The sequence below is a fragment of the Microbacterium kribbense genome, from assembly GCF_039537285.1.
GTDB lineage: Bacteria > Actinomycetota > Actinomycetes > Actinomycetales > Microbacteriaceae > Microbacterium > Microbacterium kribbense.
The window spans coordinates 152,721-176,121 of record NZ_BAABAF010000002.1; the positions used below are offsets into that span (position 1 = coordinate 152,721).

Annotated in this window: 20 protein-coding genes; 17 read left to right on the forward strand and 3 right to left on the reverse strand. The window is 69.6% G+C overall.

What is annotated here, in order from left to right; all coding sequences use genetic code 11:
* Nucleotides 1-35 precede the first annotated feature (35 nt).
* From ABD705_RS03865 to ABD705_RS03905, 9 genes are all read left to right on the forward strand, one after another.
* Nucleotides 36-2,018, forward strand: coding sequence for an AAA family ATPase (locus tag ABD705_RS03865; protein WP_344780737.1), 1,983 nt, complete (start codon nt 36-38; stop codon nt 2,016-2,018).
* Nucleotides 2,018-3,073, forward strand: a complete 1,056-nt coding sequence (locus tag ABD705_RS03870; protein ID WP_344780740.1) for an N-acetylglucosamine kinase — start codon at nt 2,018-2,020, stop codon at nt 3,071-3,073. The genes ABD705_RS03865 and ABD705_RS03870 overlap by 1 nt, the downstream gene beginning before the upstream one ends.
* Nucleotides 3,074-3,165: 92 nt before the next feature.
* Nucleotides 3,166-3,975, forward strand: a complete 810-nt coding sequence (locus ABD705_RS03875) for a mycofactocin-coupled SDR family oxidoreductase (protein ID WP_344780742.1) — start codon at nt 3,166-3,168, stop codon at nt 3,973-3,975.
* Nucleotides 3,976-4,018: 43 nt separating this feature from the next.
* The gene (gene mftD / locus ABD705_RS03880; protein WP_344780744.1) at nt 4,019-5,230 is read left to right on the forward strand and encodes a pre-mycofactocin synthase MftD; all 1,212 of its coding nucleotides are present in this window, start codon (nt 4,019-4,021) and stop codon (nt 5,228-5,230) included.
* Complete coding sequence (locus ABD705_RS03885) at nt 5,227-6,561, forward strand: purine-cytosine permease family protein (protein ID WP_344780746.1); 1,335 nt, start codon at nt 5,227-5,229, stop codon at nt 6,559-6,561. Before mftD ends, ABD705_RS03885 begins: the two co-directional genes overlap by 4 nt.
* Nucleotides 6,558-6,869 carry a putative quinol monooxygenase gene (locus ABD705_RS03890; protein ID WP_344780748.1) on the forward strand — a complete coding sequence of 104 codons (312 nt, stop codon included), beginning with the start codon at nt 6,558-6,560 and terminating at the stop codon, nt 6,867-6,869. The genes ABD705_RS03885 and ABD705_RS03890 overlap by 4 nt, the downstream gene beginning before the upstream one ends.
* Nucleotides 6,870-6,983: 114 nt before the next feature.
* Nucleotides 6,984-7,445, forward strand: coding sequence for an NUDIX hydrolase (locus ABD705_RS03895; protein WP_344780750.1), 462 nt, complete (start codon nt 6,984-6,986; stop codon nt 7,443-7,445).
* 67 nt (nt 7,446-7,512) lie between these two features.
* Nucleotides 7,513-9,240 carry an ABC transporter ATP-binding protein gene (locus ABD705_RS03900; RefSeq protein WP_344780752.1) on the forward strand — a complete coding sequence of 576 codons (1,728 nt, stop codon included), beginning with the start codon at nt 7,513-7,515 and terminating at the stop codon, nt 9,238-9,240.
* Nucleotides 9,237-11,282 carry an ABC transporter ATP-binding protein gene (locus tag ABD705_RS03905; protein ID WP_344780754.1) on the forward strand — a complete coding sequence of 682 codons (2,046 nt, stop codon included), beginning with the start codon at nt 9,237-9,239 and terminating at the stop codon, nt 11,280-11,282. The genes ABD705_RS03900 and ABD705_RS03905 overlap by 4 nt, the downstream gene beginning before the upstream one ends.
* Nucleotides 11,283-11,339: 57 nt before the next feature.
* Here the strand turns inward: ABD705_RS03905 and ABD705_RS03910 are convergent, their stop codons facing one another.
* The 3 genes from ABD705_RS03910 to ABD705_RS03920 are packed head-to-tail and all read right to left on the reverse strand — an operon-like array spanning nt 11,340 to nt 14,393.
* On the reverse strand, nt 11,340-11,825 hold the full coding sequence (locus ABD705_RS03910) for a GbsR/MarR family transcriptional regulator (protein ID WP_344780756.1): 486 nt from the start codon (nt 11,823-11,825) through the stop codon (nt 11,340-11,342).
* A gap of 10 nt (nt 11,826-11,835) precedes the next feature.
* Nucleotides 11,836-13,455 (reverse strand): ABC transporter permease, encoded by a 1,620-nt coding sequence (locus ABD705_RS03915; protein WP_344780758.1) that lies wholly within the window; start codon nt 13,453-13,455, stop codon nt 11,836-11,838.
* Nucleotides 13,452-14,393 carry an ABC transporter ATP-binding protein gene (locus tag ABD705_RS03920; protein WP_344780760.1) on the reverse strand — a complete coding sequence of 314 codons (942 nt, stop codon included), beginning with the start codon at nt 14,391-14,393 and terminating at the stop codon, nt 13,452-13,454. Before ABD705_RS03920 ends, ABD705_RS03915 begins: the two co-directional genes overlap by 4 nt.
* Nucleotides 14,394-14,563: 170 nt before the next feature.
* Here ABD705_RS03920 and ABD705_RS03925 point away from each other — a divergent pair, with 170 nt between their 5' ends.
* The 8 genes from ABD705_RS03925 to ABD705_RS03960 all read left to right on the forward strand — a co-directional run bounded on the left by ABD705_RS03925 (nt 14,564) and on the right by ABD705_RS03960 (nt 23,401).
* Nucleotides 14,564-16,000, forward strand: a complete 1,437-nt coding sequence (locus tag ABD705_RS03925) for a dicarboxylate/amino acid:cation symporter (RefSeq protein ID WP_344780762.1) — start codon at nt 14,564-14,566, stop codon at nt 15,998-16,000.
* Between the two features lie 128 nt (nt 16,001-16,128).
* Nucleotides 16,129-16,449 (forward strand): type II toxin-antitoxin system Phd/YefM family antitoxin, encoded by a 321-nt coding sequence (locus tag ABD705_RS03930; RefSeq protein WP_344780764.1) that lies wholly within the window; start codon nt 16,129-16,131, stop codon nt 16,447-16,449.
* 15 nt (nt 16,450-16,464) lie between these two features.
* Nucleotides 16,465-17,124, forward strand: a complete 660-nt coding sequence (locus ABD705_RS03935) for a GntR family transcriptional regulator (protein ID WP_344780766.1) — start codon at nt 16,465-16,467, stop codon at nt 17,122-17,124.
* Nucleotides 17,121-18,647, forward strand: a complete 1,527-nt coding sequence (locus ABD705_RS03940) for an MmgE/PrpD family protein (protein WP_344780768.1) — start codon at nt 17,121-17,123, stop codon at nt 18,645-18,647. Before ABD705_RS03935 ends, ABD705_RS03940 begins: the two co-directional genes overlap by 4 nt.
* Nucleotides 18,647-19,546 (forward strand): methylisocitrate lyase, encoded by a 900-nt coding sequence (gene prpB / locus ABD705_RS03945; RefSeq protein WP_344780770.1) that lies wholly within the window; start codon nt 18,647-18,649, stop codon nt 19,544-19,546. The genes ABD705_RS03940 and prpB overlap by 1 nt, the downstream gene beginning before the upstream one ends.
* A gap of 9 nt (nt 19,547-19,555) precedes the next feature.
* Nucleotides 19,556-20,743, forward strand: a complete 1,188-nt coding sequence (locus ABD705_RS03950) for a bifunctional 2-methylcitrate synthase/citrate synthase (RefSeq protein WP_344780772.1) — start codon at nt 19,556-19,558, stop codon at nt 20,741-20,743.
* Nucleotides 20,743-21,915 (forward strand): thiolase family protein, encoded by a 1,173-nt coding sequence (locus ABD705_RS03955; protein WP_344780774.1) that lies wholly within the window; start codon nt 20,743-20,745, stop codon nt 21,913-21,915. The genes ABD705_RS03950 and ABD705_RS03955 overlap by 1 nt, the downstream gene beginning before the upstream one ends.
* Nucleotides 21,916-22,261: 346 nt before the next feature.
* On the forward strand, nt 22,262-23,401 hold the full coding sequence (locus tag ABD705_RS03960; RefSeq protein ID WP_344780776.1) for an acyl-CoA dehydrogenase family protein: 1,140 nt from the start codon (nt 22,262-22,264) through the stop codon (nt 23,399-23,401).

Genomic DNA, 23,401 nt, shown 5'->3' on the forward strand with positions numbered 1-23,401 from the left:
GCGCAGGCGATGTCGCACCGGAGAGGTCGGGCAGAGTGACCGACGACACGGAGGACGCGACGGACGACGGTCCGCCCATGATGGGCCCTCCGGAGCCGGCGGCGTCGGTCGCGCCGACGGCGGCAGACAGCGCAGCCGTGCAGGCCCGCATCCGTGCGCATGTCGTCGGCCGTCACCGGGAGCTCGAGCTCGCCCTCGCAGCCGTCGCCGCCGGCCGGGACCTCGTGCTGGAAGGCCCGCCGGGCACGAGCAAGACGACCATGCTCGGCGCCATCACGGCCGAGTGGGGCATCCCGCTGCTGTTCGTCGAGGGCAATGCCGATCTCACCCCGGCCAAGCTCGTCGGCCACCACAGTCCGGCGCGGGTGCTCCGTGAGGACTACAGCGCCGACACCTTCGTGCCGGGGCCGCTGGTGCGCGCGATGCGCGAGGGCGGGTTCCTCTACATCGAGGAGCTGAACCGGGCGCCCGAAGACACGCTGAACACCCTGCTGGCCGCGATGGCCGACCGGTCGATCGCCGTACCGCGGGTGGGCGTGATCGACGCGGCCGACACGTTCCGGGTCGTCGCTTCGATGAACCCCTTCGACAACGTGGGCACGACCCGGCTGTCGATGAGTGTGCGCGACCGGTTCAATCGGATCGTCGTGGGGTACCAGGATGCGGCAGCGGAAGAGCAGATCGTCGCGCTGCGCGCGCCGCTGCCCGCCCCGATCGCGCAGCGGCTGATCTCGGATGCCGTCGCCCTCACGCGCGCGACCCGTGCACACGAGCTGATTCGGCAGGGCAGCAGCGTCCGCGGCGCGATCGACCTCGCGCGCATCGCCGGCGAACTCGCCGCCATGCGCGGGGTGGCCACCGCTGACGCCGACGGGTACGCCGAGCTCGTGTTCGACGCCATGCTGGTGGCACTGTCCGGCCGCATCCGACTCGACGACACGACCGAGGCCACCCCGGAGGAGGTGCTGCGCGAGATCTGGGAAGACCGGTTCGTCCTCGAGCCGGCCATCGCGCGGGGGCCGACCTCAAGAGAGGTCCCGGCCGATGGGCCGGTCGTTCGGCGTCGCAATGCGGCGTCCGCCCATCGCGTGCGCCCGAAGCCGAAGGAGCTGACCGACGAGCCGAGCGTGTTCGAGGCGCAGGCGGGTGCCGGCGGCCTGATCCTGCGCGCCCACGACCGGACGGCGGGCGGGAAGGGGCGCCGCCACGCGCCCGCCGCCGTCGTCACGGGCTGCACCGACGATCCGGCGCAGCAGGAGCAGCTCGAGCAGCAGCAATCGGTCGCGCCCGAGGCACGTCGCCGCGCACGGCAGATCGCCCGTGCGCTCTCGGTGCCGCGGCCCAGCCGCAGTCGGCGCACCCGCCGGGGCGCCGGTGCGCTGGCGAGCCTTCCGTACCAAGGCGGCGCCGACGACATCGACATCGATGCGACGCTCGAAGCCCTTGCCGAGAACCCGCGCCCCGAAGACGACGACATCATCGTGCGCGACCGCACGCACGCGACCCGCTCGGTCGTGCTCATCATCGACGTGTCGGGGTCGTTCCGCGGCGAGCGCATCATGACCTCGGCGGCGCTGGTGGGAGCGCTCGCGGGCGAGCTGGCCCGCGATCGACTCGCCGTCATCGCCTTCTGGTCGGATGCCGCGGTGCTGGCCGAATTCGGTCAGCGTCTCGATCCGCAGCTGCTGCTTGACCGCGTCATGGCGATCCCGGCTCGGGGCCTGACCAACATCGAGTTCCCGCTGCGGTTGGCCGCGGGCATGCTCGCGAACGTGCCGACGCGGGATGCCAGGGCCGTGCTGTTCTCGGACTGCGTGCACAACGCCGGCCCGGACCCCCGCACGGCCGCGGCGGCGTTGCCGCGGCTGGACGTGCTGGTCGACGTCAGCGGCGAGAGCGACGTGGATCTCGGACGGGGACTGGCAGCCCGGGGACACGGGGTGCTGCGCATCGTGCGCGGGTATCGTGAGGTCGCGCCCGCACTGGGCGACGTATTCCGTGACCGAGGGGAGGCGTGATGGTCGATGGCGGCGGCGGGCGCATCCTGGTGGCCATCGACGGCGGTGGCGAGAAGACGGATGCCGTCGCCCTGACCGTCGACGGTGATGTGCTCGCGCAGGCATCCGGGCCCGGGTCGAATCCGCGGGTGGCCGGTGCAGAAGCGGCAGCGGAGGTGCTGGCCCGGCTCATCGGTGAGACGGTCAGGGCCGCACACGTGGCGGCACCGCCGGCCAAGCCGGTGGGAACGGCAGTCGGCGGGACGACGGCCATTCCCGTGCACGCCTTCGTCTCGGGACTGAACCTCCCGCGCGATGTGGATGCGCTGCGCACCCACCTCACCGGCGCGCTGGCCCAGCTGCCGGCGGGAGCGTCGGCTGCGCATGAGTGCACGCTCGCCCTCGACAACGACATGCCCGCGATGCTGCGCGCCGGCACGGATGCCGCCGACGCGGTCGCCGTCGTCTGCGGCACCGGGATCAATGCGATCGGTATCCGCGCCGGCCATGCCTCGGTGCGCTTCCCCGCACTGGGCACCATCAGCGGCGACTGGGGCGGTGGCTGGGAACTGGGACAGCAGGCGCTATGGCACGCGGCCCGGGCACAGGACGGGCGTGGGCCGGACACGAGCCTGCGCATCGTGATCCCGCAGGCATTCGGGGTGGACGACGTCACGGATGTCTTCACGGCGCTGGATTCCGGGCGCGTGGCGCATGCCGAGCTGCGCCGCCTGGCCCCGGCGGTCCTGGCGGCCGCGGCGGGCGGAGATGCCATCGCGCAGTCCCTGGTGGACCGGCAGGCCGAGGAGGTGGTCGTGCTCGCCACGACGGTGCTGCGCCGCCTCGGGCTGGATGGCGCTGCCGTTCCGGTCGTGCTGGGCGGCGGCCTGATCACCGGCGGCGGTCCGCGACTGACCGACGGCATCCGCGCACGGCTCGCCGAGCAGGCGCCCTGGGCGCGCCCCTTCGTGCCCGACGTGCGTCCCGTCGTCGGTGCGGCGCTGCTGACCCTGGCGGCGGCCGGGGGCGATGCGGCATCGCTGGCGCGCGTGCGCTCCGACCTGTGCCGGGGATGACCGGAAAAGCCTCTTGACGTGGCACTGAGTGCCACATACAGTGAGGGCCACGAGAAGTCTCTCGGCAGATGGTCATCAAGGAGGACGGAACCATGGCAGGTCGGGTGGAAGGCAAGGTCGCATTCATCACCGGTGCGGCCCGAGGACAGGGACGTGCGCATGCGCTGCGGCTGGCGGAGGAGGGTGCCGACATCATCGCCGTCGACATCGCCGCACCCGTCGAGGGAGTCGTGTACGCTCCCGCGACCAAGGAGGACCTCGATGAGACCGTGCGCCAGGTCGAAGCTCTCGACCGGCGCATCGTGGCAGAGATCGCTGACGTGCGCGATCTGGAGGCGCTGAAGGGCGTCGTCGACCGCGGCGTCGCCCAGCTCGGCCGGCTCGACATCGTCGCGGGCAACGCCGGCATCGACATCATGATGCCGTGGCACCAGTTCACGCCCGAGATTGTGCGCACGATCATCGACACGAACCTCATCGGAGTCTGGAACACCGTGATGGCCACGGCCCACCACCTCATCGACGGCGGCGGAGGCTCGATCATCCTCACCAGCTCGGCCAACGGGCTGAAGGCCGGTCCCTTCAACCTCGCCTACAACATGTCCAAGTATGGGGTCACCGGTGTGACGAAGTCGTTCGCGATGGAGCTGGCCAAGGACCACGTGCGCGTGAACAGCGTGCACCCGGGCGGCGTGGACACGCCCATGGCCCAGGGGCTGATGCCCGACTTCGACACGCTGAAGGACGACAACCCGAACCTGCTGGGCATGATGACGCAGTGGATCCCCGGGGTCATGGAACCGCGCGAGATCTCCAACGCCGTGTTGTGGCTCGCCTCGGACGAGTCGGCGTGGGTGACCGGCCATGCCCTGGCCATCGACGGCGGTATGACCCAGTACTGACAGCGGGCGCACCCCCGACCCCGCAGGCAGAAGGAGCACGACGATGTGGACGCAGAACCCCTGGTTCGAAACGGTGCTGGAGGCACAGCGAAGGGCCAAGCGACGTCTGCCGCCGTCGGTCTATGCGGCGCTGATCGCCGGGTCCGAGCGCGGCCACACCCCACAGGACAACACGGATGCGTTCGCCGAGATCGAATTCGCTCCGCACGTGGCCGGCCATGCGCCTCAGCGCGACCTGTCCACGACCGTCCTCGGCATTCCGATCTCGATGCCGGTGCTGATCTCGCCGACCGGCGTGCAGGCGGTGCACCCGGACGGCGAGGTCGCCGTGGCGCGCGCGGCCGCCAAGCGCGGCACCATCATGGGGCTGAGCTCGTTCGCGAGCAAGCCTGTGGAGGACGTGGTCGCAGCGAACCCGAACACGTTCTTCCAGCTGTATTGGACGGGCTCGAGGGAGACGATCATTCAGCGCATCGACCGCGCGCGCGCGGCCGGCGCCAAAGCGCTGATCGCGACCCTCGACTGGTCGTTCTCGATCGGCCGCGACTGGGGCAGCCCCGTCATCCCCGACCGGCTGAACCTGAAGGCGATGGTCGAGTTCGCACCCCAGGCCGTGATCCGTCCGAAATGGCTGTGGAGCTACGTGTCCCACGGGATGCTGCCGGACCTGCAGGTGCCGAACCTGGCGCCAGCGATCGGTGGACCGGCTCCGACGTTCTTCGAAGCGTACGGTGAGTGGCAGCAGACGCCGCCGCCGACCTGGGAGGACGTGGCGTGGTTGCGCGAGCAATGGGGCGGGCCATTCCTCCTCAAGGGGGTGACGCGGGTCGACGACGCGAAGCGAGCGGTGGATGCCGGGGTCGACGCGATCAGCGTGTCCAACCACGGGGGCAACAACCTCGACACCACGCCGGCGACGATCCGGTGCCTGCCAGCCGTGGCCGAGGCGGTCGGAGAACAGATCGAGGTGCTGCTCGACGGCGGTGTCCGTCGTGGCGGCGACGTCGCGAAGGCGCTGGCTCTGGGGGCTCGGGCCGTGATGATCGGTCGGGCCTACCTATGGGGACTGGCGGCGAACGGGCAGAAGGGCGTCGAGAACGTGTTGGATCTGCTGCGGATGGGCTTGGACTCGGCCGTCCTCGGCCTCGGGCACGGCTCCATCCACGAGCTCTCGCACGACGACTTCTACGTTCCCGATGGCTTCGAACGCGCGCTGGGCACGGCGGCGCGCCAAGACCTGGCGCCCCGCTCGTGACCACTACGGGCACCGGCGCTCCGACGCGCGCTGAAGGGAAGCACGACGACTATGCGCTGACCAGGGTACCGGCGAGTGCCCGCTTTGCCTGGCCGATCGTGGCACTGCAGCGGTTCGGGCAGCTGTCGACGGTGTCGCAGTTCCTGCTGGGCGCGACGCTCGGATTCGGCATGACGTTCGGGGGTGCGATCCTTGCGTTGACGATCGGCACCGTGATCCTCGAGACCCTGACGATCCTGGTCGGGATCATCGGCGTCCGCGAGGGGCTGTCGACTTCGCTGGTATCGCGCTGGACGGGATTCGGCCGCAAGGGCTCGGCGCTGATCGGCCTGGTGGTGGCGGTGAGCATGGTCGGCTGGTTCGGCGTGCAGAACGGCGTGCTGGCCGACGGCATGGCGCAGGCGGTCGGGATCATGCCGGCCTGGGCCTGGGCGCTGGTGGGCGGCATGGCCGTCACGGTGATCTGCGCCGTCGGGTTCCGGGGCATGGCGTGGGCGGCCGCGGTGGCCGTGCCGGCCTTCATCGTCCTGGTCGTCTTCACCGTCGGGCGAGAGCTCGTCCGGCACGACCTCGGGTCGCTGCTGACCGCTGAGCCCGCTGGGCCGCGGCTGAGCATGGCGACGGCGACGACGATCGTGGCGGGAGGGTTCATCATCGCCTCGGTGCTCTGCCCCGACATGACCCGGTTCAACCGCAGCGTCGGCGACGTCGTCAAGCAGACGGTGGTCGGTGTCACGCTCGGCCAGTACGTCATCGCCGTCAGCGGCATCCTGCTCGCCCTCGCGCTGCGCACGTCGGACATCGCGGCCATCGTCATCGGCACTTCCGGCATCCTCGGGGCGATCATCCTGGCGGCGGCGACCGTGAAGGTCAACGACTGGAACCTGTATTCGGGAGGTCTGGGCGTCGTCAACATCGTCAACGTCCTGACCAGACGCCGCGTCAGCCGCGTGGGCGTCACCCTCATCATCGGAGCATTCGGATCCGCGCTGTCGGCGTTCGGCATCCTGGGACACTTCGTCGAGTTCCTGACGTTCCAAGGCGTGTTCCTCCCTCCGATCATCGGCATCATGATCGCGGAGTACTTCCTCGTGCGCACGTGGCGGGGCGAACTCACTGAAAGCCGGCGCACCGGGACACTTCCCGCGCGGGAACCGCAGTGGGTGATTCCCGGTCTGATCGCCTGGGCGGCCGGATGGGCGGCAGGGTATTTCATCACCGTCGGCATCCCCGTCCTCACCTCGACGGTCGTGGCACTGCTGGTGTACTGGGGTGGGAGCCTGGTGGCCCGCTGGATACAACATCACGCAGGAACGGGAGAATCAAGATGAGCGTCATCGTCGTGGCAACCAGTCGGCCCAAGCCCGAAAAGCGCGCGGAGGTGATCGCGGCCCTCGAGGCGGCGATCGTGCGCGTGCACGCCGAGGATGACGGCTGCGAGCTGTATGCCCTGAACGAGACATCCGACCGGCTCGTCATGATCGAGAAGTGGCGTGATCAGGCCGCGCTGGATGCACACAGCCGGGGTGCCGCCCTCGCCGAGCTCCAGGGCGGGCTGAACGGCCGCCTGACCGAGCCCACGGAGGTCGTCGTGCTCACACCGCACCCGGCGGGCACGGCCCGCCAGGGCGCGGTGTGAGCCGGCAGCTCACGTCACGGTGCGCCCTGACCAGCGCCTGACGACTCGTTCTGAACGTTAGATGGCACCCAGTGCCATGTCAACGGGGCGTCCAGCACCGCGTTACCATCGGGCATGACCTCCAGTGCGGGGCTCCTGCTGCACCGGCGCACCGGCGACGGTCTCGAGGTGCTGATCGCCCACATGGGCGGTCCGTTCTGGGCGCGCAAGGACGAGGCGGCGTGGTCGATTCCCAAGGGCGAGTTCGATCCCGCGGTCGAGACGGCGATGGATGCCGCGGCCCGCGAGTTCCGTGAAGAGCTCGGCGTCGATCCACCGGCGGGTCCGTACGTCGAGCTGGGCATGTGGACGTACTCGTCGGGCAAGAAGGTCACGGTCTTCGCCGCCGACGGTGCCGGGCTGCCGGCATGCGCTTTCTCATACGGAACGTTCGAGATGGAGTGGCCGCCGCACTCCGGCCGGCGGGCGGCGTTCCCCGAGGTAGACCGCGCCGAATGGATGGGCGTGGAACCAGCGCGCCCGCGCCTGGTGAAGGGCCAGCGTGCGGCACTCGACGCGCTGGTGAATTCCCTGTAGCGGAGTGTCGGCGGCCCATGGCAGGCTAGAAGGTCCGCGCATTCGCGCGATCCCCCTGGAGTCGCTTGTGCTTGCGAAGATCCTCATCCGCTACCTCAAGAAATACCGCTGGCTGCTGCTGGGTGTACTGGCCTTCCAGTTCGCCTCGGCGATGGCCCAGCTCTACCTGCCGCGGCTGAACGCCGACATCATCGACCTGGGCGTCGCCAAGGGTGACACCGCCTTCATCTGGTCGCATGGCGCATACATGCTGCTGATCTCCCTCGGCCAGATCGTGGCATCGGTCATCGCGACCTACTTCGCCGCCCGTGCGGCCATGGCGGTGGGCCGCGACATCCGTCGCGACGTATACGACCGCGTGAGCGATTTCTCCGAGCGGGAGATCTCGGCGTTCGGGCCGGGATCGCTGATCACGCGCAACACGAACGACGTGCAGCAGGTGCAGATGCTCGCGATGATGGGCGCCACGATGCTCGTGACTGCGCCGCTGCTGGCGATCGGCGGCGTCATCATGGCGCTGCAGCAGAACGTCGGGCTCAGCTGGCTCATCGCCGTGTCGGTGCCGACCCTGCTGATCGTGGCGATCATCGTCATCAGCCGCATGGTGCCGCTGTTCCGCCGCTACCAGACCAAGCTCGACGCCGTGAACCGCATCCTGCGCGAGCAGCTGACCGGTGTGCGCGTCGTGCGCGCGTTCGTGCGCGAGCGCATCGAAGAGGGCCGGTTCCGCGAAGCCAACACCGACATCATGATCGTCGGGCGCAACGTCGGATCGCTGTTCGTCCTGCTGTTCCCGATGGCGATGCTCGTGCTGAACGTCACGGTGGTCGGCGTGATCTGGTTCGGCGGCATCGCCGTCAACGACGGTTCGGTGCAGATCGGCACGCTGTTCGCTTTCATGCAGTACGTCGGTCAGATCCTCATGGGCGTGCTGATGGCCAGCTTCATGACGATGATGATCCCCCGCGCGGCGGTGTCCGCGGAGCGCATCGGCGAGGTGCTGGATGCCGACACCTCGCTGGCGCGTCCCGCCGACCCGGTGGGCGAGTTCTCCCGCCCCGGCGCGGTGGAGTTCGACGATGTCACGTTCACGTATCCGGGGGCCGAGGCGCCGGTGCTGCAGCACGTGTCGTTCCGTGCCGAGCCGGGGGAGACCGTGGCGATCGTCGGGTCGACGGGATCGGGCAAGACGACGCTCGTCTCGATGATCCCGCGTCTGTTCGACGTGACTTCCGGCGCGGTGCGCGTGGCCGGCGTCGATGTGCGCGACGCCGACCTCGACGTGATGTGGAAGGGCATCGGCCTCGTGCCGCAGCGCCCGTTCCTGTTCACCGGTACGATCGCCTCGAACCTGCGGTTCGGGCGCGAGGAGGCCACCGACGCCGACCTGTGGGAGGCGCTGGAGATCGCCCAGGCGCGCGACTTTGTCGCCGAGAAGGAGGGCGGCCTCGCCTCGCGCATCGCGCAGGGCGGCACCAACGTGTCGGGCGGGCAGCGGCAGCGGCTCGCGATCGCGCGCGCGATCGTGCATCAGCCCGACATCCTCGTCTTCGACGACTCGTTCTCGGCGCTGGACCTGTCCACCGATGCGCGGCTGCGGCAGGCGCTGTGGAAGCACATGCCCGGCGTGACCAAGATCGTCGTCGCGCAGCGCGTGTCGACCATCACCGACGCCGACCGCATCGTCGTGCTCGACGACGGCCGGGTCGTCGGGGTCGGCACGCACGACGACCTGCTGATCACCTGCACCACCTACAAAGAGATCGTCGACTCGCAGCTGGGGGTGCAGGCATGAGCGCGCCCGACATGCTGAGCGAGGAGGAGCGCCTCGAAGAAGAGCTCGCCGAACAAGCGCGACTGAACGCCGACGACTGGAGCGGCGGCGTCGCGCCGGGGAAGGCGGCGAACTTCGGCAAGAGCTTCGGCCGGATGGTGGGACTGCTGCGGCCCCACTGGATCGGCTTCTCGCTCGTCTCGCTGGCCGGAGCGGTCGGCGTCGTGCTGGCCGTGATCGCGCCGAAGGTACTCGGGCAGGCGACGAACATCATCTTCGAAGGCGTCGTCTCGCTCTCGCTGGCCTCGTCCTTCCCGGCCGGCGCCACGCAGGCGCAGGTCGTGGCAGGACTGCGCCAGGGCGGCCAGACCGACATCGCGAACATGGTCTCGGCCATGGACGACTTCCGTGTCGGCACGGGCGTCGACTTCGATCGGCTGCGGTGGGTGATCGTCGGGGTGCTGGCGATCTACGTCGTCTCGGCGCTGCTGAGCTGGCTGCAGGGCTATGTCATCAACGTGATCATGGTGCGCACGATGTGGCAGCTGCGCGAACACGTCGAGGCCAAGCTGAACCGGCTGCCGCTGGCCTACTTCGACAAGGTGCAGCGCGGCGAGCTGATCTCGCGCGTCACGAACGACATCGACAACATCACCCAGACCATGCAGCAGTCGCTGTCGGGGGCGCTGACCAGCGTGCTGACAGTGGTCGGCGTGCTCGTCATGATGTTCTCGATCTCATGGCAGCTGGCGCTGGTGGCCCTGGTCTCGCTGCCGCTGATGGCGGTGATCTTCGGCGTCATCGGACCGAAGTCGCAGAAGGCGTTCAGCGTGCAGTGGCGCAAAGTCGGACGACTGAACGCCCGGGTCGAGGAATCCTTCTCGGGCCACGCGCTCGTGCAGGTCTTCGGCCGGGAGCAGGACTCGCGCGCGCAGTTCGCCAAGGACAACGACGACCTGTTCGAGGCATCCTTCAAAGCGCAGTTCCTGTCGGGCATCATCATGCCGGGCATGATGTTCATCGGCAGCCTGACCTACGTCGGCATCGCGGTGCTGGGCGGCCTCATGGTGGCGTCGGGCAACCTGCGTCTGGGCGACGTGCAGGCCTTCATCCAGTACTCGCAGCAGTTCACGCAGCCGCTGTCGGAGCTGGGCGGCATGGCCGCCGTCGTGCAGTCGGGCACGGCGTCGGCCGAGCGGGTGTTCGACCTGCTCGACGCCGACGAGCAGCAGGCCGACGCCGACGACGCGCCCGAGCTGGTGCCCGGCCGCGGGGTCATCGAATTCGAGAACGTGAAGTTCTCGTACGACCCGGCCCAGCCACTGATCCGCGACCTGTCGTTCCGGGTCGAGCCCGGGCAGACCGTGGCGATCGTGGGTCCCACCGGCGCCGGCAAGACGACGCTTGTGAACCTGCTGATGCGGTTCTACGAACTGGACGGCGGGCGCATCCTGCTCGACGGGCAGGACACGTCGACGCTCACCCGCGACGACGTGCGAAACCGCACCGGCATGGTGCTGCAGGACCCGTGGCTGTTCGCCGGCACGATCCGGGAGAACATCCGGTACGGGCGGCAGTCGGCGACCGACGAGGAGATCGTGGATGCCGCGACCGCGACGCGAGTGGACCGGTTCGTGCACTCGCTGCCCGACGGCTACGACACCATGCTCGACGAGGACGCCTCGAACGTGTCGGCCGGTGAGAAGCAGCTGATCACGATCGCCCGTGCATTCGTGGCGCAGCCGTCGGTGCTGATCCTCGATGAGGCGACCAGCTCGGTCGACACTCGCACCGAACTGCTGCTGCAGCACGCCATGGCCGCGCTGCGTGCCGGGCGCACGTCGTTCGTGATCGCGCACCGGCTGTCGACGATCCGCGACGCCGACCTGATCCTGGTGATGGAGCACGGCGACATCGTCGAGAAGGGCACGCACGACGAGCTCATCGCCCGCGAGGGCGCATACTGGCGGCTCTACCAGTCGCAGTTCGAGCAGGCCGCGGCCGACCTGGACGCCGAGCCGGCCGAGACCGCGGCGGCCGAGGGTGCAGTCGAGCCCAGCTGATTCTCGCAGGATGCCTGAGCCCGGCGCGGGGTGCCTGGCCGGTACGCGGCGCCGGGCTCAGCCCCGCTCGGCCTCCCACTCCTGGATCAGCAGCGGCATCCGCTTCGCCATGAAGCGGAAGAACGACGCGATTTCCAGAGCGCGGCTGCGGGCGGCGGCATCCTCGTCCATCTCCTTCGCGATGTTCTCAAGCTCATCCGCCGACCGTTCGTAGACGGGGGAGTTCTGCGCGACCGAGTGGTAGAAGCTGGCCATGATCAGGAAGTACCGTTCGCGCCGCTCGCCGGGCAGGGTGCGCCGGTTGATGAAGTGGACCTGCTGCAGATAGCGCGCGGCCCCGGAGATCGCCGCCGCGCTGACCCCGAGCCGGTCGGCGAGATCGGCGGCCGTGTATCCGTCGTCGGGTGCCGCCACGAGTGCCATCATCATGCGCGCCGGCATCCGCGGCATGCCCGCGCCCGCCATGATCGCGGCCGCCCGTTCGGCTGCCTCGATCGCCCGGTGCTCTCGGGCGGAGTGCTCTGGGGAGGCATGCTCTGTCATCGCATCGAATCTATCCGTCGGCCGCGAGTTCGCGCCGTCGCATCAGGCTCAGGGACGCCGCAGCCCCGACGGCGACCGCCAGTACGAGCCACCACAGGCCCCGCATGTCGACGCCACTTTCCGAGACCACCGGAGTCACGCCGAACGGCGAGAGGCGCGTGGTCCACTCGGGCAGCCCGAACAAGGGCCCGAACATGCCGAGCATCGTGGCGATCAGCAGCAGCGCCCAGCCCAGGCCGATCGTCGCGCGCGGAACGAGCACGAACACGAGCGCGGTGACGACGGTGAACACGGATGCCGCGACCAGCTGCCCCACACCGTCGACGAGCACCGTGCGGTACAGGTCGGCCGACCCGCCGCTTCCGGCGATGCCGAGGCATCCGGCCGCCACAGCGGCGACCACGGTGATCAGCACGGCGCAGGTCGCCACGATGAGGTAGTCCGCCAGCCACCGAACCCGCCCGACGAGGGTCGCCAGCACCGGTTCGGCGGTGCCGTGCGCCTCCTCCTGCCGGGCGCGGGCGATGGTCTGCACGGCGCAGCAGGCGGCGACGATGCCGAGCATCGTGAAGAACACCGTGATCGTCGCTTCGTCGAGCGAGCCGGACTGCGCGAGCTTCGTGATGATCTCGACCACGGCCCGGTTCTGATCGGCGACCTGGTCCACGACGCTCCCCAGCGTCGTGGCGAGGATGCCGGTCAGGGCCCCGCCGATCGCCCATCCGACGATCGAGCCGGACGCCAGTCGCCAGAGCAGGGCCTGCGGCGACGACAGCGCCGGGCGGGCGTGCGCCCGGCCCGGCCTGCCCGCCAGAAAGGCCGCACCGATGTCGCGCACCGACTGCAGCACCGAGGCGACGATGCTCAGAGCCAGGCCGACGACGACCGCCAGCAGCACCGGCCACCACGAGTCCGCGTCGTACGGGCGGGTCTGTTCGGCCCACCCGAACGGCGAGACCCACGCCGGCCAGGCGCTCGTCACATGCGTGAGGTCGGCGCTCGGCGTGCCCGCCGCGTTGCCGATGCCGCGCAGCAGGAACAGGGCCACCAGCGCCCACACGGCGATCGAATTCGCGGCCCGTGACGTGCGCACGAGCTGGGCGGCGACCAGGCCGATGCCCAAGAACGAGATGCCGGTGGCGCCGGCGGCGGCGCCGGCCAGCCACGAGCCGCCCGGGTCCATCCCCGTCGAGATCAGGGCAGCCGCGGTCAGGAGCGCGAGCACGACGTTCGCGATCACTCCGTGCACCGCTGTGGCGATCGTGGGCATGCTCCGACTCGCCGGCGTCGCCGACAGCAGCTCGGCCCGGCCCGCCTCTTCGTCGGCGCGGGTGTGCCGCACGGCCAGGAACGTCGTCATCAGGGCGGCGAGGATCGCCAGCCAGGGCAGGATCTCGAACGCGAGGAATGCGCCGGCGCTCGGCCCCGACGGCAGGCCGCGGAACATCAGGATGACGGGGTTGGCCACCGCGGCGGCGAGGATGTTCTGCCGATCGGCGAGTGTCGAATACGACTGTGTGACACCGGCGTAGCCGGCGTACGCCATCAGCGCGGTGCCGACGATCCACAGCGCCAGCTGCAGCCAGTCGCGGCGCATCCGCTGCCGCAGCAGGGCGGTGAGCTCACTCATCGCCGCTGCCCCGCCGCCGCGGTCTCGAGCTCGGCGAGGTCGTCGCCGTAGTGGCGCAGGAACAGCTCCTCCAGAGAAGGGGGAGCGACCCGCAGCCCTGCCACACCCAGCTGCGCCAGCATCGGCAGGGTCTGCGCAATCGTGTCGCTGTCGATCGTGAACCGGGCCCGGCCCGCCTGCACGGATGCATCGTGGGCCCCCGGGATCGCGGCCAGCCGGTCGGGGTCCACTCCGTCGGCGGCGAACGAGACCTCGGTGCGGGTGAGGTGGCGCAGGTCGGCCAGCGTCCCGGATTCGACGATGCGGCCGGCGCGGATGATCCAGACCCGGTCGCACAGCTGCTCGACCTCGGACAGGATGTGACTGGACAGCAGCACCGTGGCACCGGCATCCCGCACCCGCGCCACCTCGCGGTGGAAGACCACCGACATCAGCGGGTCCAGACCGCTCGTCGGCTCGTCGAGGATGTACAGGTCGGCAGGCACCGCGAACGCGGCGATCAGCGCCACCTTCTGCCGGTTGCCCTTCGAGTAGCTGCGGCCCTTCTTGCGGGGGTCGAACTGGAACTCAGCCATCAGGCGCTCGCGCTCACGACGGTAGGTGCGGTCGGTGCGCGCGGTGCCGCGCAGGCGCACGAGCAGATCGACGGCCTCGCCGCCGCTGAGGTTGGGCCAGACGCTCACGTCGCCGGGCACGTACGCGATGCGCCGGTGAATGGCGACGGCATCCGTCCAGGGGTCCAATCCGAACACGGATGCCGCGCCCGCGGTTTTGCGGGCCAAGCCCAGCAGGACTCGGATCGTGGTGGTCTTGCCGGCACCGTTGGGGCCGAGGAAGCCGTGCACCGCTCCGGCGTCGACGGTGAGGTCGAGGCCGTCGAGGGCATGCGTGCGGCCGTAGTGCTTGTGCAGTCCTCGGGTCTCTATCACGGTGGTCATGAGCCGCGAGTGTACGCCGATTTCAGAAGTTTGTGAAGTGTGTGAAGGAGGCCGCGGGCGCGCTGCGGCGCGTGTCGCGGTATGACGTCACGATTCGTCACACCCGCACCGGCGGCATCCCACACCAATAGCATCGGGCGCACATATTCTTCTCTCAGAAACGGACTCCCATGAGCACCCAGACCGCGTCGCGAGACGCCCAGGCAGAGCGCGGGCCGGTCCGCCGCCTGCTGACCAACTTCGGATTCCAGATCCTCATCGCCCTGGTCCTGGGCATCGTCCTGGGCCTGTGGGCGCTGTCGATCGGCGACGACGGCGCGGGCAATGCCAACGGGCTTGCCGCGACGCTCGGCGTGATCGGCTCGTCCTACGTCACATTGCTGAAGGCGGCCGTCGTGCCGTTGATCTTCGCCGCGATCGTGGCCAGCATCTCGAACCTGCGCCGGGTGCGCAACGCCGCACGGCTGGCCGGCCAGACGCTGCTGTGGTTCGCGATCACGGCGTTCATCGCGGTGTCGATCGGCATCGTGCTGGGCCTGGTGATCCAGCCCGGCGCGCGTGCCGGCGACGGGCTGCAGACCGGCGCGCCGCACTCGGTCGGCACCTGGTGGAACTTCCTGATCGGGCTCATCCCCGAGAACTTCCTGGGTCTGGGCGTGCGCAGCTCGCTCGACGGCGACGTCGTCAGCTCGGCCGCCAGCTTCAACATCCTGCAGGTGATCGTGGTGTCGGCAGTAATCGGCATCGCGGCGCTGAAGGCGGGCCGCAGGGCGGAGCCGTTCCTGGCGGTCGTCGAGTCGTTCCTGAAGATCATCCAGCGGGTGCTGTGGTGGATCATCCGGATCGCGCCGATCGGCACCCTGGGCTTGATCGCCAGCGCCGTGGTCGACTACGGCTGGGCGAAGCTCGCGTCGCTGATCTGGTTCGCCGCGGCCGTGTACCTCGGGCTGCTGATCGTCGTGTTCGTGGTCTACCCGAGCATCATCAAGGCGCACGGGCTGTCGATCCGCCAGTACTACTCGGGCGTGTGGCCGGCCGTGCAGCTCGGCTTCGTGAGCCGGTCTTCGATCGGCACCCTGCCGGTGACCGAGCGCGTCGTCGAGCGCAACCTCGGGGTGCCGCGCGCGTACGCGTCGTTCGCGGTGCCGTTCGGTGCCACCACCAAGATGGACGGCTGCGCCGCGATCTATCCGGCCATCGCCGCGATCTTCGTCGCCCAGTTCTTCGGCATCGCGCTGACGCCGATCCAGTACATCCTGATCATCGTCGTGGCCGTGTTCGGGTCGGCGGCCACGGCGGGGACCACCGGCGCGATCGTCATGCTCACGCTGACGCTGTCGACGCTGGGCCTGCCGCTGGAAGGCGTCGGACTGCTGCTGGCGATCGATCCGATCCTCGACATGGGCCGCACCGCCACCAACGTCGCCGGGCAGGCGCTCGTGCCCACGATCGTCGCCCGACGCGAGCGCATCCTGAACCTCGACCTGTACAACGCGCCGCGCCAGGGCCTGCCCTTCGCCGATGACAGCGACGTCGACGACACCGACGCCATCGACATCGACGATGCGGTGCTGCCCGAGGCCGAGCCGGAGAAGGCCGCCGTCTGAGTCGAGACCGACCCGGGGCGCGGCGTCCATCATCGAATGGATGCCGCGCCCCGGCGTCGTTGCGGCGGCGACGGTGCACGGCCCTCGAACCTTGGTCTGGCCAAGACCAAGTCTGGTATTCCGAACACATGTCGGCCGTGATCCCCATTTCTGAGGCGAAGGCGAACCTCAGCAAGCTCGTGCAGGGCGCGCGTGCCGGCGAGACGATCTACGTCGGCGCCTGCGGACGTGCTGAAGCGGTGATCGCCCTGCCCCCCGAGCGTCGGGCGGTGTTCGCTCCCGAGCACCTCGGAGCAAAAGCCCGAGACGCCCTTGACCACAGTGATGCGCTCGCCGTCGGTGGATTTCTAGGAGAAGCCCACTCGCAGGAATGTATACGAAAAGCGGAGCCAAGCACTATCAGCTGGCATGTGTGCCACTTTATGTATACACTGATAGATGAGAAGTGACGCAAGGAGGTGTGCATGCGCGCCAGCGACAGGGCGTATCGCACGCTGCTGGATGAGATCCAGTCCGGCGCGCTCGCGGCCGGCGCCGTGCTGGGCGAAGTCGAGCAGGCCGCTCGTCTCGGGGTCAGCCGCACTCCGTTGCGCGAGGCGCTCGGGCGGCTGGCCGCCGACGGCCTGGTGGTGCAGCAGTCGCCGCGGGTCACCGTCGTCAGCGAGATCGATGCCGGCGACATCCGCGAGATCTTCGAGATGCGCCGCGCGCTCGAAGAGACCGCCGCGCGACTGGCCGCCCAGCGCGGGGACACGGCCACGTTCGCGGCGCTCGCCGCCGAATTCGACCGGGCCAGCCGGGGCGAGACTCCTGCCGTGCCGATCTACGACGACCTGTTCGCCCGCTTCGACGCCGCCGTCGATGCCGCGGTGGCCAACGACTATCTGATCGCCGCGCTGCGCACGATCCGCACGCACCTGGTGCGCGTGCGCCGGCTCGCCCGCGAGAACGCCGAACGGGTCACCGCCGCCGTCATCGAGCACCGCACGATCGCGCGTGCGATCGCCGCGCACGACGAAGACCTCGCCGCCCACGCCACGCACCTGCACGTGCACAATGCGCTGGAGAGCATCCTCGCCTCGCTGCAGAGCGAGCCGCCCGTATCCGAACAAGGAGCAGCATGACCGTCACCCATCACGTTCGCGTCTACACGAGCGAAGAGGACCTGCCCCGCGAAGACCAGCTCGCGTACAAGATCGCCGAGGTCGCCGCCGACCCGGTGCCGGTGGACGACGAGGTGGTCGCCATGGTCATCAACCGCGTCATCGACAACGCGGCGGTCGCCGCGGCATCCCTCACCCGCGGTCCGGTCAGTGCGGCCCGCCAGCAGGCGCTGGATCACGCGGTATCGGTGTCGGGCCACGGTGCGACGATCTTCGGATGCCTGCTGGATCGCCACACGAGTCCGGAATGGGCCGCGTGGGCTAACGGGGTGGCCGTGCGCGAGCTGGACTACCACGACACCTTCCTGGCCGCCGAGTACTCGCACCCGGGCGACAACATCCCGCCGATCGTCGCGGTCGCCCAGCATGTCGGCAGCACCGGCGCCGACCTGGTGCGCGCCATCGCGACCGGGTACGAGATCCAGATCGATCTGGCTCGCGTGATCAGCCTGCACCAGCACAAGATCGACCACGTCGCGCACCTCGGCCCGTCGGCCGCCGCAGGCATCGGCACGCTGCTGCACCTGCCGGTCGAGACGATCTATCAGGCGATCGGGCAGGCACTGCACACCACGACCGCCACCCGGCAGTCGCGCAAGGGCGAGATCTCGACGTGGAAGGCGCATGCCCCGGCGTTCGCCGGCAAGATGGCGGTCGAGGCCGTCGACCGCGCGATGCGCGGGCAGACCAGTCCGAGTCCCATCTATGAGGGCGAGGACGGTGTGATCGCGTGGCTGCTGGACGGGCCGGACGCCGCCTACGACGTGCCGCTGCCCGGTGCCGGTGAGGCCAAGCGGGCGATCCTCGACTCGTTCACGAAGGAGCACTCGGCCGAGTATCAGGCGCAGGCCTGGATCGACCTGGCCCGCAAGCTGCACCGCGAGCACCCGGACGCGTTCACGGCGGCAGGCGTCGCCTCGATCGTGCTGCACACCAGCCACCACACGCACTATGTGATCGGGTCGGGTGCGAACGACCCGCAGAAGTACGACCCGACGGCATCCCGCGAGACGCTCGACCACTCGATCCCGTACATCTTCACGGTCGCGCTGCAGGACGGCACCTGGCACCACGTCGACTCGTACCTGCCCGAGCGCGCCGCGCGGGAGGACACCGTGGCGCTGTGGCAGAAGGTCACCACCGCCGAAGACGAGGAGTGGACGCGCCGCTACCATTCCGAGGACCCGAACGAGAAGGCCTTCGGCGGACGGGTCGAGATCACCTTCGTCGACGGCGGGCAGATCGTCGAGGAGATCGCCGTCGCCGATGCGCACCCGCTGGGCGCGCGGCCGTTCGCCCGCGAGGACTACATCCGCAAGTTCCGGATGCTGGCAGAGCCCGTGCTCGAGCCGGAGGAGATCGAGCGGTTCCTCGACCTCGCGCAGCGGCTGCCCGAGCTGACCGCCGAAGAGGTCGCGCAGCTGTCGATCGTCGCCAAGGCCGGCGTGCTGGCGGCGGCGCCGGCGCCGAAGGGGCTGTTCTGATGCTGTACGCCACCACGCCTCCCGCCGAGAAGCGCCGGCTGTTCCGGGAGCGGCTCGCGTCCGGCGAGCTGCTGCGCTTCCCCGGTGCGTTCAATCCGCTGTCGGCGCGGCTGATCGAGCGCAAGGGCTTCGAGGGCGTCTACATCTCGGGGGCGGTGCTCTCGGCCGATCTGGGCCTGCCCGACATCGGCCTGACGACGCTGTCCGAGGTGGCCGGGCGCGGCCAGCAGATCGCGCGGATGACCGAGCTGCCGGCGATCATCGACGCCGACACCGGATTCGGCGAGCCGATGAACGTGGCGCGCACGATCCAGACCCTCGAGGATGCCGGCCTTGCCGGCACGCACATCGAGGACCAGGTCAATCCGAAGCGGTGCGGGCACCTGGACGGCAAGCAGGTCGTCGATGAGGACACCGCTATCAAGCGCATCCGCGCCGCCGCCGACGCCCGCCGCGACCCGAACTTCCTGATCATGGCGCGCACCGACATCCGCGCCGTGGAGGGGCTCGAAGCCGCAAAGGACCGCGCGAAGGCGCTGGTGGATGCCGGGGCCGACGCCATCTTCCCCGAGGCGATGCGCACCCTGGCGGAATTCGCCGCGATGCGCGCGGCCGTCGAGGTGCCGATCCTGGCGAACATGACCGAGTTCGGCAAGAGCGATCTGTTCTCGGTCGATCAGCTGCGGGACGTCGGCGTGAACATCGTGATCTGGCCGGTCTCGCTGCTGCGCACCGCGATGGGCGCAGCAGGCCGCGCGCTCGATACGCTGAACGAGGAGGGGCAGCTGACCTCCCGGCTCGGCGAGATGCAGCATCGCGCCGACCTCTACGATCTGCTCGACTACGAGGCATACAACCACTTCGACACCGGCGTCTTCAATTTCCAGGTTGCGCGATAGGAGAACGGCATGACCGACATCGAGATCAAGAAGGGCCTCGCGGGGGTCACGGTCGACTACACCGCGATCAGCAAGGTCAACCCCGACACGAACTCACTGCTGTACCGCGGGTACCCGGTGCACGAGCTGGCCGCGACCGAGCCGTTCGAGGCCGTCGCCTACCTGCTCTGGCACGGCGAGCTGCCCGACGCCGAACAGCTGGCGGCGCTGCGCGCCACCGAACGGGCGCACCGTGCGCTGGTGCCGGCGGTGCAGCAGGCCATCGACCTGCTGCCGCCGGGAGCGCACCCGATGGATGAGATCCGCACCGCGGCATCGGTGATCGGCGCCGTGGACCTGGCCGACATCGGCAACGTGATGGACGCCGTCGGCACGCCCGACGAGAACCTCGACCGCAGCATCCGGCTGTTCGCCGCGCTGCCGGCGATCGTCGCCTACGGCCAGCGCCGGCGGCGGGGCGAGGCGCTCGTACCGCCGCGGGACGACCTGGACTACGCGGCGAACTTCCTCTGGATGACGTTCGGGCGGGAGGCCGACGAGGTCGTGGTCGACGCGTTCAACCGGTCGATGATCCTCTACGCCGAGCACTCGTTCAACGCCTCGACCTTCACGGCGCGGGTCGTGACATCCACGCTCAGCGACCTCTACTCGGCTGTCGTCGCCGCGATCGGCGCGCTGAAGGGCCCGCTGCACGGCGGTGCCAATGAGGCCGTCCTGCACATCTTCGACGAGATCGGCACCGCCGACAACGTGGCGGCGTGGCTGGACCAGGCGCTCGCCGCCAAGCGCAAGATCATGGGCTTCGGACACCGCGTGTACAAGCGCGGCGACTCGCGGGTGCCGACGATGAAGGCGGCGCTGGACACCCTCGTCGAGCACTACGACCGGCCCGACGTGCTGGCGCTGTACACGACGCTCGAGTCCGAGTTCGTCGCGCGCAAGGGCATCTACCCGAACCTGGACTACCCGTCCGGCCCGGCCTACAACCTGATGGGCTTCGACACGCTCACCTTCACGCCGCTGTTCGTGGCCGCGCGGGTCACCGGCTGGACGGCGCACATCATGGAGCAGCAGGCATCCAATGCCCTGATCCGTCCGCTGTCGGCCTACAACGGGCCCGACGAGCGGCACATCGAAGGATATGTTCCCGATGCCGCGGTGCAGGATGCGGCATCCCGCCCGGAGGAGGCCCACTGATGGCCACTGCAGTCATCGTCGACGCCGTTCGCACCCCGGTCGGCCGCGGCAAGCCCGGCGGCGCGCTCAGCGGCGTGCACCCCGTCGACCTGTCGGCGACGGTGCTGCGCGCCATCCTCGAGCGCAACGGGCTCGAATCGACCCAGATCGACGACGTGCTGTGGGGGTGCGTCAGCCAGATCGCCGATCAGGCCCTGAACGTCGGCCGCCAGTCCGTGCTGGCGGCCGGGTTCGACGAGACGGTGCCGGCCACCACGATCGACCGGCAGTGCGGATCCAGCCAGCAGGCTGCGCACTTCGGTGCGCAGGGCGTCATCGCCGGCGCCTACGACATCGTGATCGCCGGCGGCGTCGAGTCGATGAGCCGGGTGCCGCTGGGCTCGTCCGCCCACGGCGGCGTGCCCTCCGAGGGACTGAAGGCGCGCTACCCCGAGGGCCTGGTCAACCAGGGCGTGTCGGCGGAGCTGATCGCCCGCAAGTGGGGGTTCTCGCGCACCGACCTGGACACCTTCTCGGCCGAGTCCCATCGCCGGGCGGCGGATGCTTGGGCCAGGGGCCGCTTCGACGGCCAGGTGGTGCCGGTGCCCGGCGCCGCCGAGCTGACGATCGACCAGACGGTGCGCCCGACCACCACGGTCGAGGGCCTGGCGGGGTTGAACCCGTCGTTCCGCACCGACGAGATGGTGGCGCGGTTCCCCGAGATCGACTGGCAGATCACGCCCGGCAACTCGTCGCCCCTGACCGACGGCGCGACCGCGCTGCTGATCATGAGCGAAGAGAAGGCGAAAGAACTGGGGCTCACCCCGCGAGCGCGGTTCCACTCCTTCGCCGTGGTGGGCGATGACCCGATCATGATGCTCACCGGGCCGATCGCCGCCACGCAGCGGATTCTGGCGCGATCGGGCATGTCGATCGACCAGCTCGACGCGTACGAGGTCAACGAGGCGTTCGCGTCGGTGCCGCTGGCGTGGACGCACGACCTGCACGCCGACCCGGCCAAGCTGAACCCGTGGGGCGGGGCGATCGCCCTCGGCCACCCGCTGGGTGCGACCGGCGCGAAGCTGATGGGCACGCTGCTCGCGCACCTCGAGGCCACCGGCGGACGCTTCGGCCTGCAGACGATGTGCGAAGGCGGCGGCATGGCCAACGCCACGATCATCGAACGGCTCTGAGGCGCGGCATCCACTGACGGTCGTTGCCGCGGCCGTTGCCGCGGCGACGACCCCGGCCGGGTCGTCATGCCGCGACCTCGGGCCGGTCGCCGAACGTTTGAGTCGTCGCATATGGCGGGAATTGCTGCGTGGAGGTCGCCATATGCGCCGACCGAAGATTCTGCGCGCGGGACGCCGGGGCGGCGGCCACGCCGCAGGCCGCAGGCAGTACCGCTGAGGTATCCACAGTGATCGGATGCCCCTGTAGATAGTCGGACGTCCATGTAAAATAGTCGTGATGCCGACGCGGGCGTCACCCGGCGGCACACGATGCCGGTGCCGGGGTCGATCGAGGGGTGGTTCCGACATGACGATGGTGACGACCGAAGAGCGTCAGGCGATCCTCGAGGCGGTGCGCGAGTTCGCGCAGACCGAACTCGAGCCGCACGCGCAGGAGTGGGACCAGACCAAGCACTTCCCCCGTGACGTCGTGCAGCGCGCGGGCGAGCTGGGCCTGGGCGGGATCTACGTGCGCGAGGAGAGCGGCGGCGCAGGCCTGGGCCGCACCGAGGCCGTCGCGATCTTCGAGGCGCTCGCCGGCGGCGACCCTGCGATCGCCGCCTACATCAGCATCCACAACATGGTCGCCTGGATGATCGACAGCTACGGCACCATGGCGCAGCGCGACGCCTGGCTGCCGCGACTGCTGGGCATGCACGACCTCGGCGGCTACTGCCTGACCGAGCCCGGCGTCGGCTCGGACGCGGCAGCGCTGACCACGAGTGCGATCCGAACCGGCGACGAGTACGTGCTCACCGGGGTCAAGCAGTTCATCTCGGGCGGCGGCGAGGCATCGGTCTATGTCGTGATGGCCCGCACCGGCGAGCCCGGCGCCCGCGGCATCACCGCATTCCTGGTCGAAGACGGCCTGCCCGGCCTGTCGTTCGGACCGAACGAGAAGAAGATGGGCTGGAACGCGCAGCCCACCCGGCAGGTCATCTTCGACGAGGTGCGGGTGCCGGCATCCGCCGTGCTCGGCGAGGTCGGCCGCGGCTTCAAGATCGCGATGGAGGGCCTCAACGGCGGGCGGCTGAACATCTCGGCCTGCTCGATCGGCGGCGCCCAGTGGGCGATGGACAAGGCGATCCGCTATGTGCACGAGCGCTTCACGTTCGGCGAGCCGCTGGCCGAGAAGGAGACGGTGATGTTCGCCGTCGCCGACATGGCCACCAAGCTCACGGCCGCCCGGGCGCTGGTGCGGGATGCCGCGGCCGCGCTGGACGCGAAGGAACCGGATGCCGCGATGCAGTGCGCGATGGCCAAGCGGTTCGCCACGGACGCCGGATTCGAGGTCGCCAACGAGGCGCTGCAGCTGCACGGCGGGTACGGCTACCTGCAGGACTACGGCATCGAGAAGGTCGTGCGCGACCTGCGCGTGCACCAGATCCTCGAGGGGACCAACGAGATCATGCGGGTGATCATCGGCCGCGAGGTGCTGCAGGGCTGA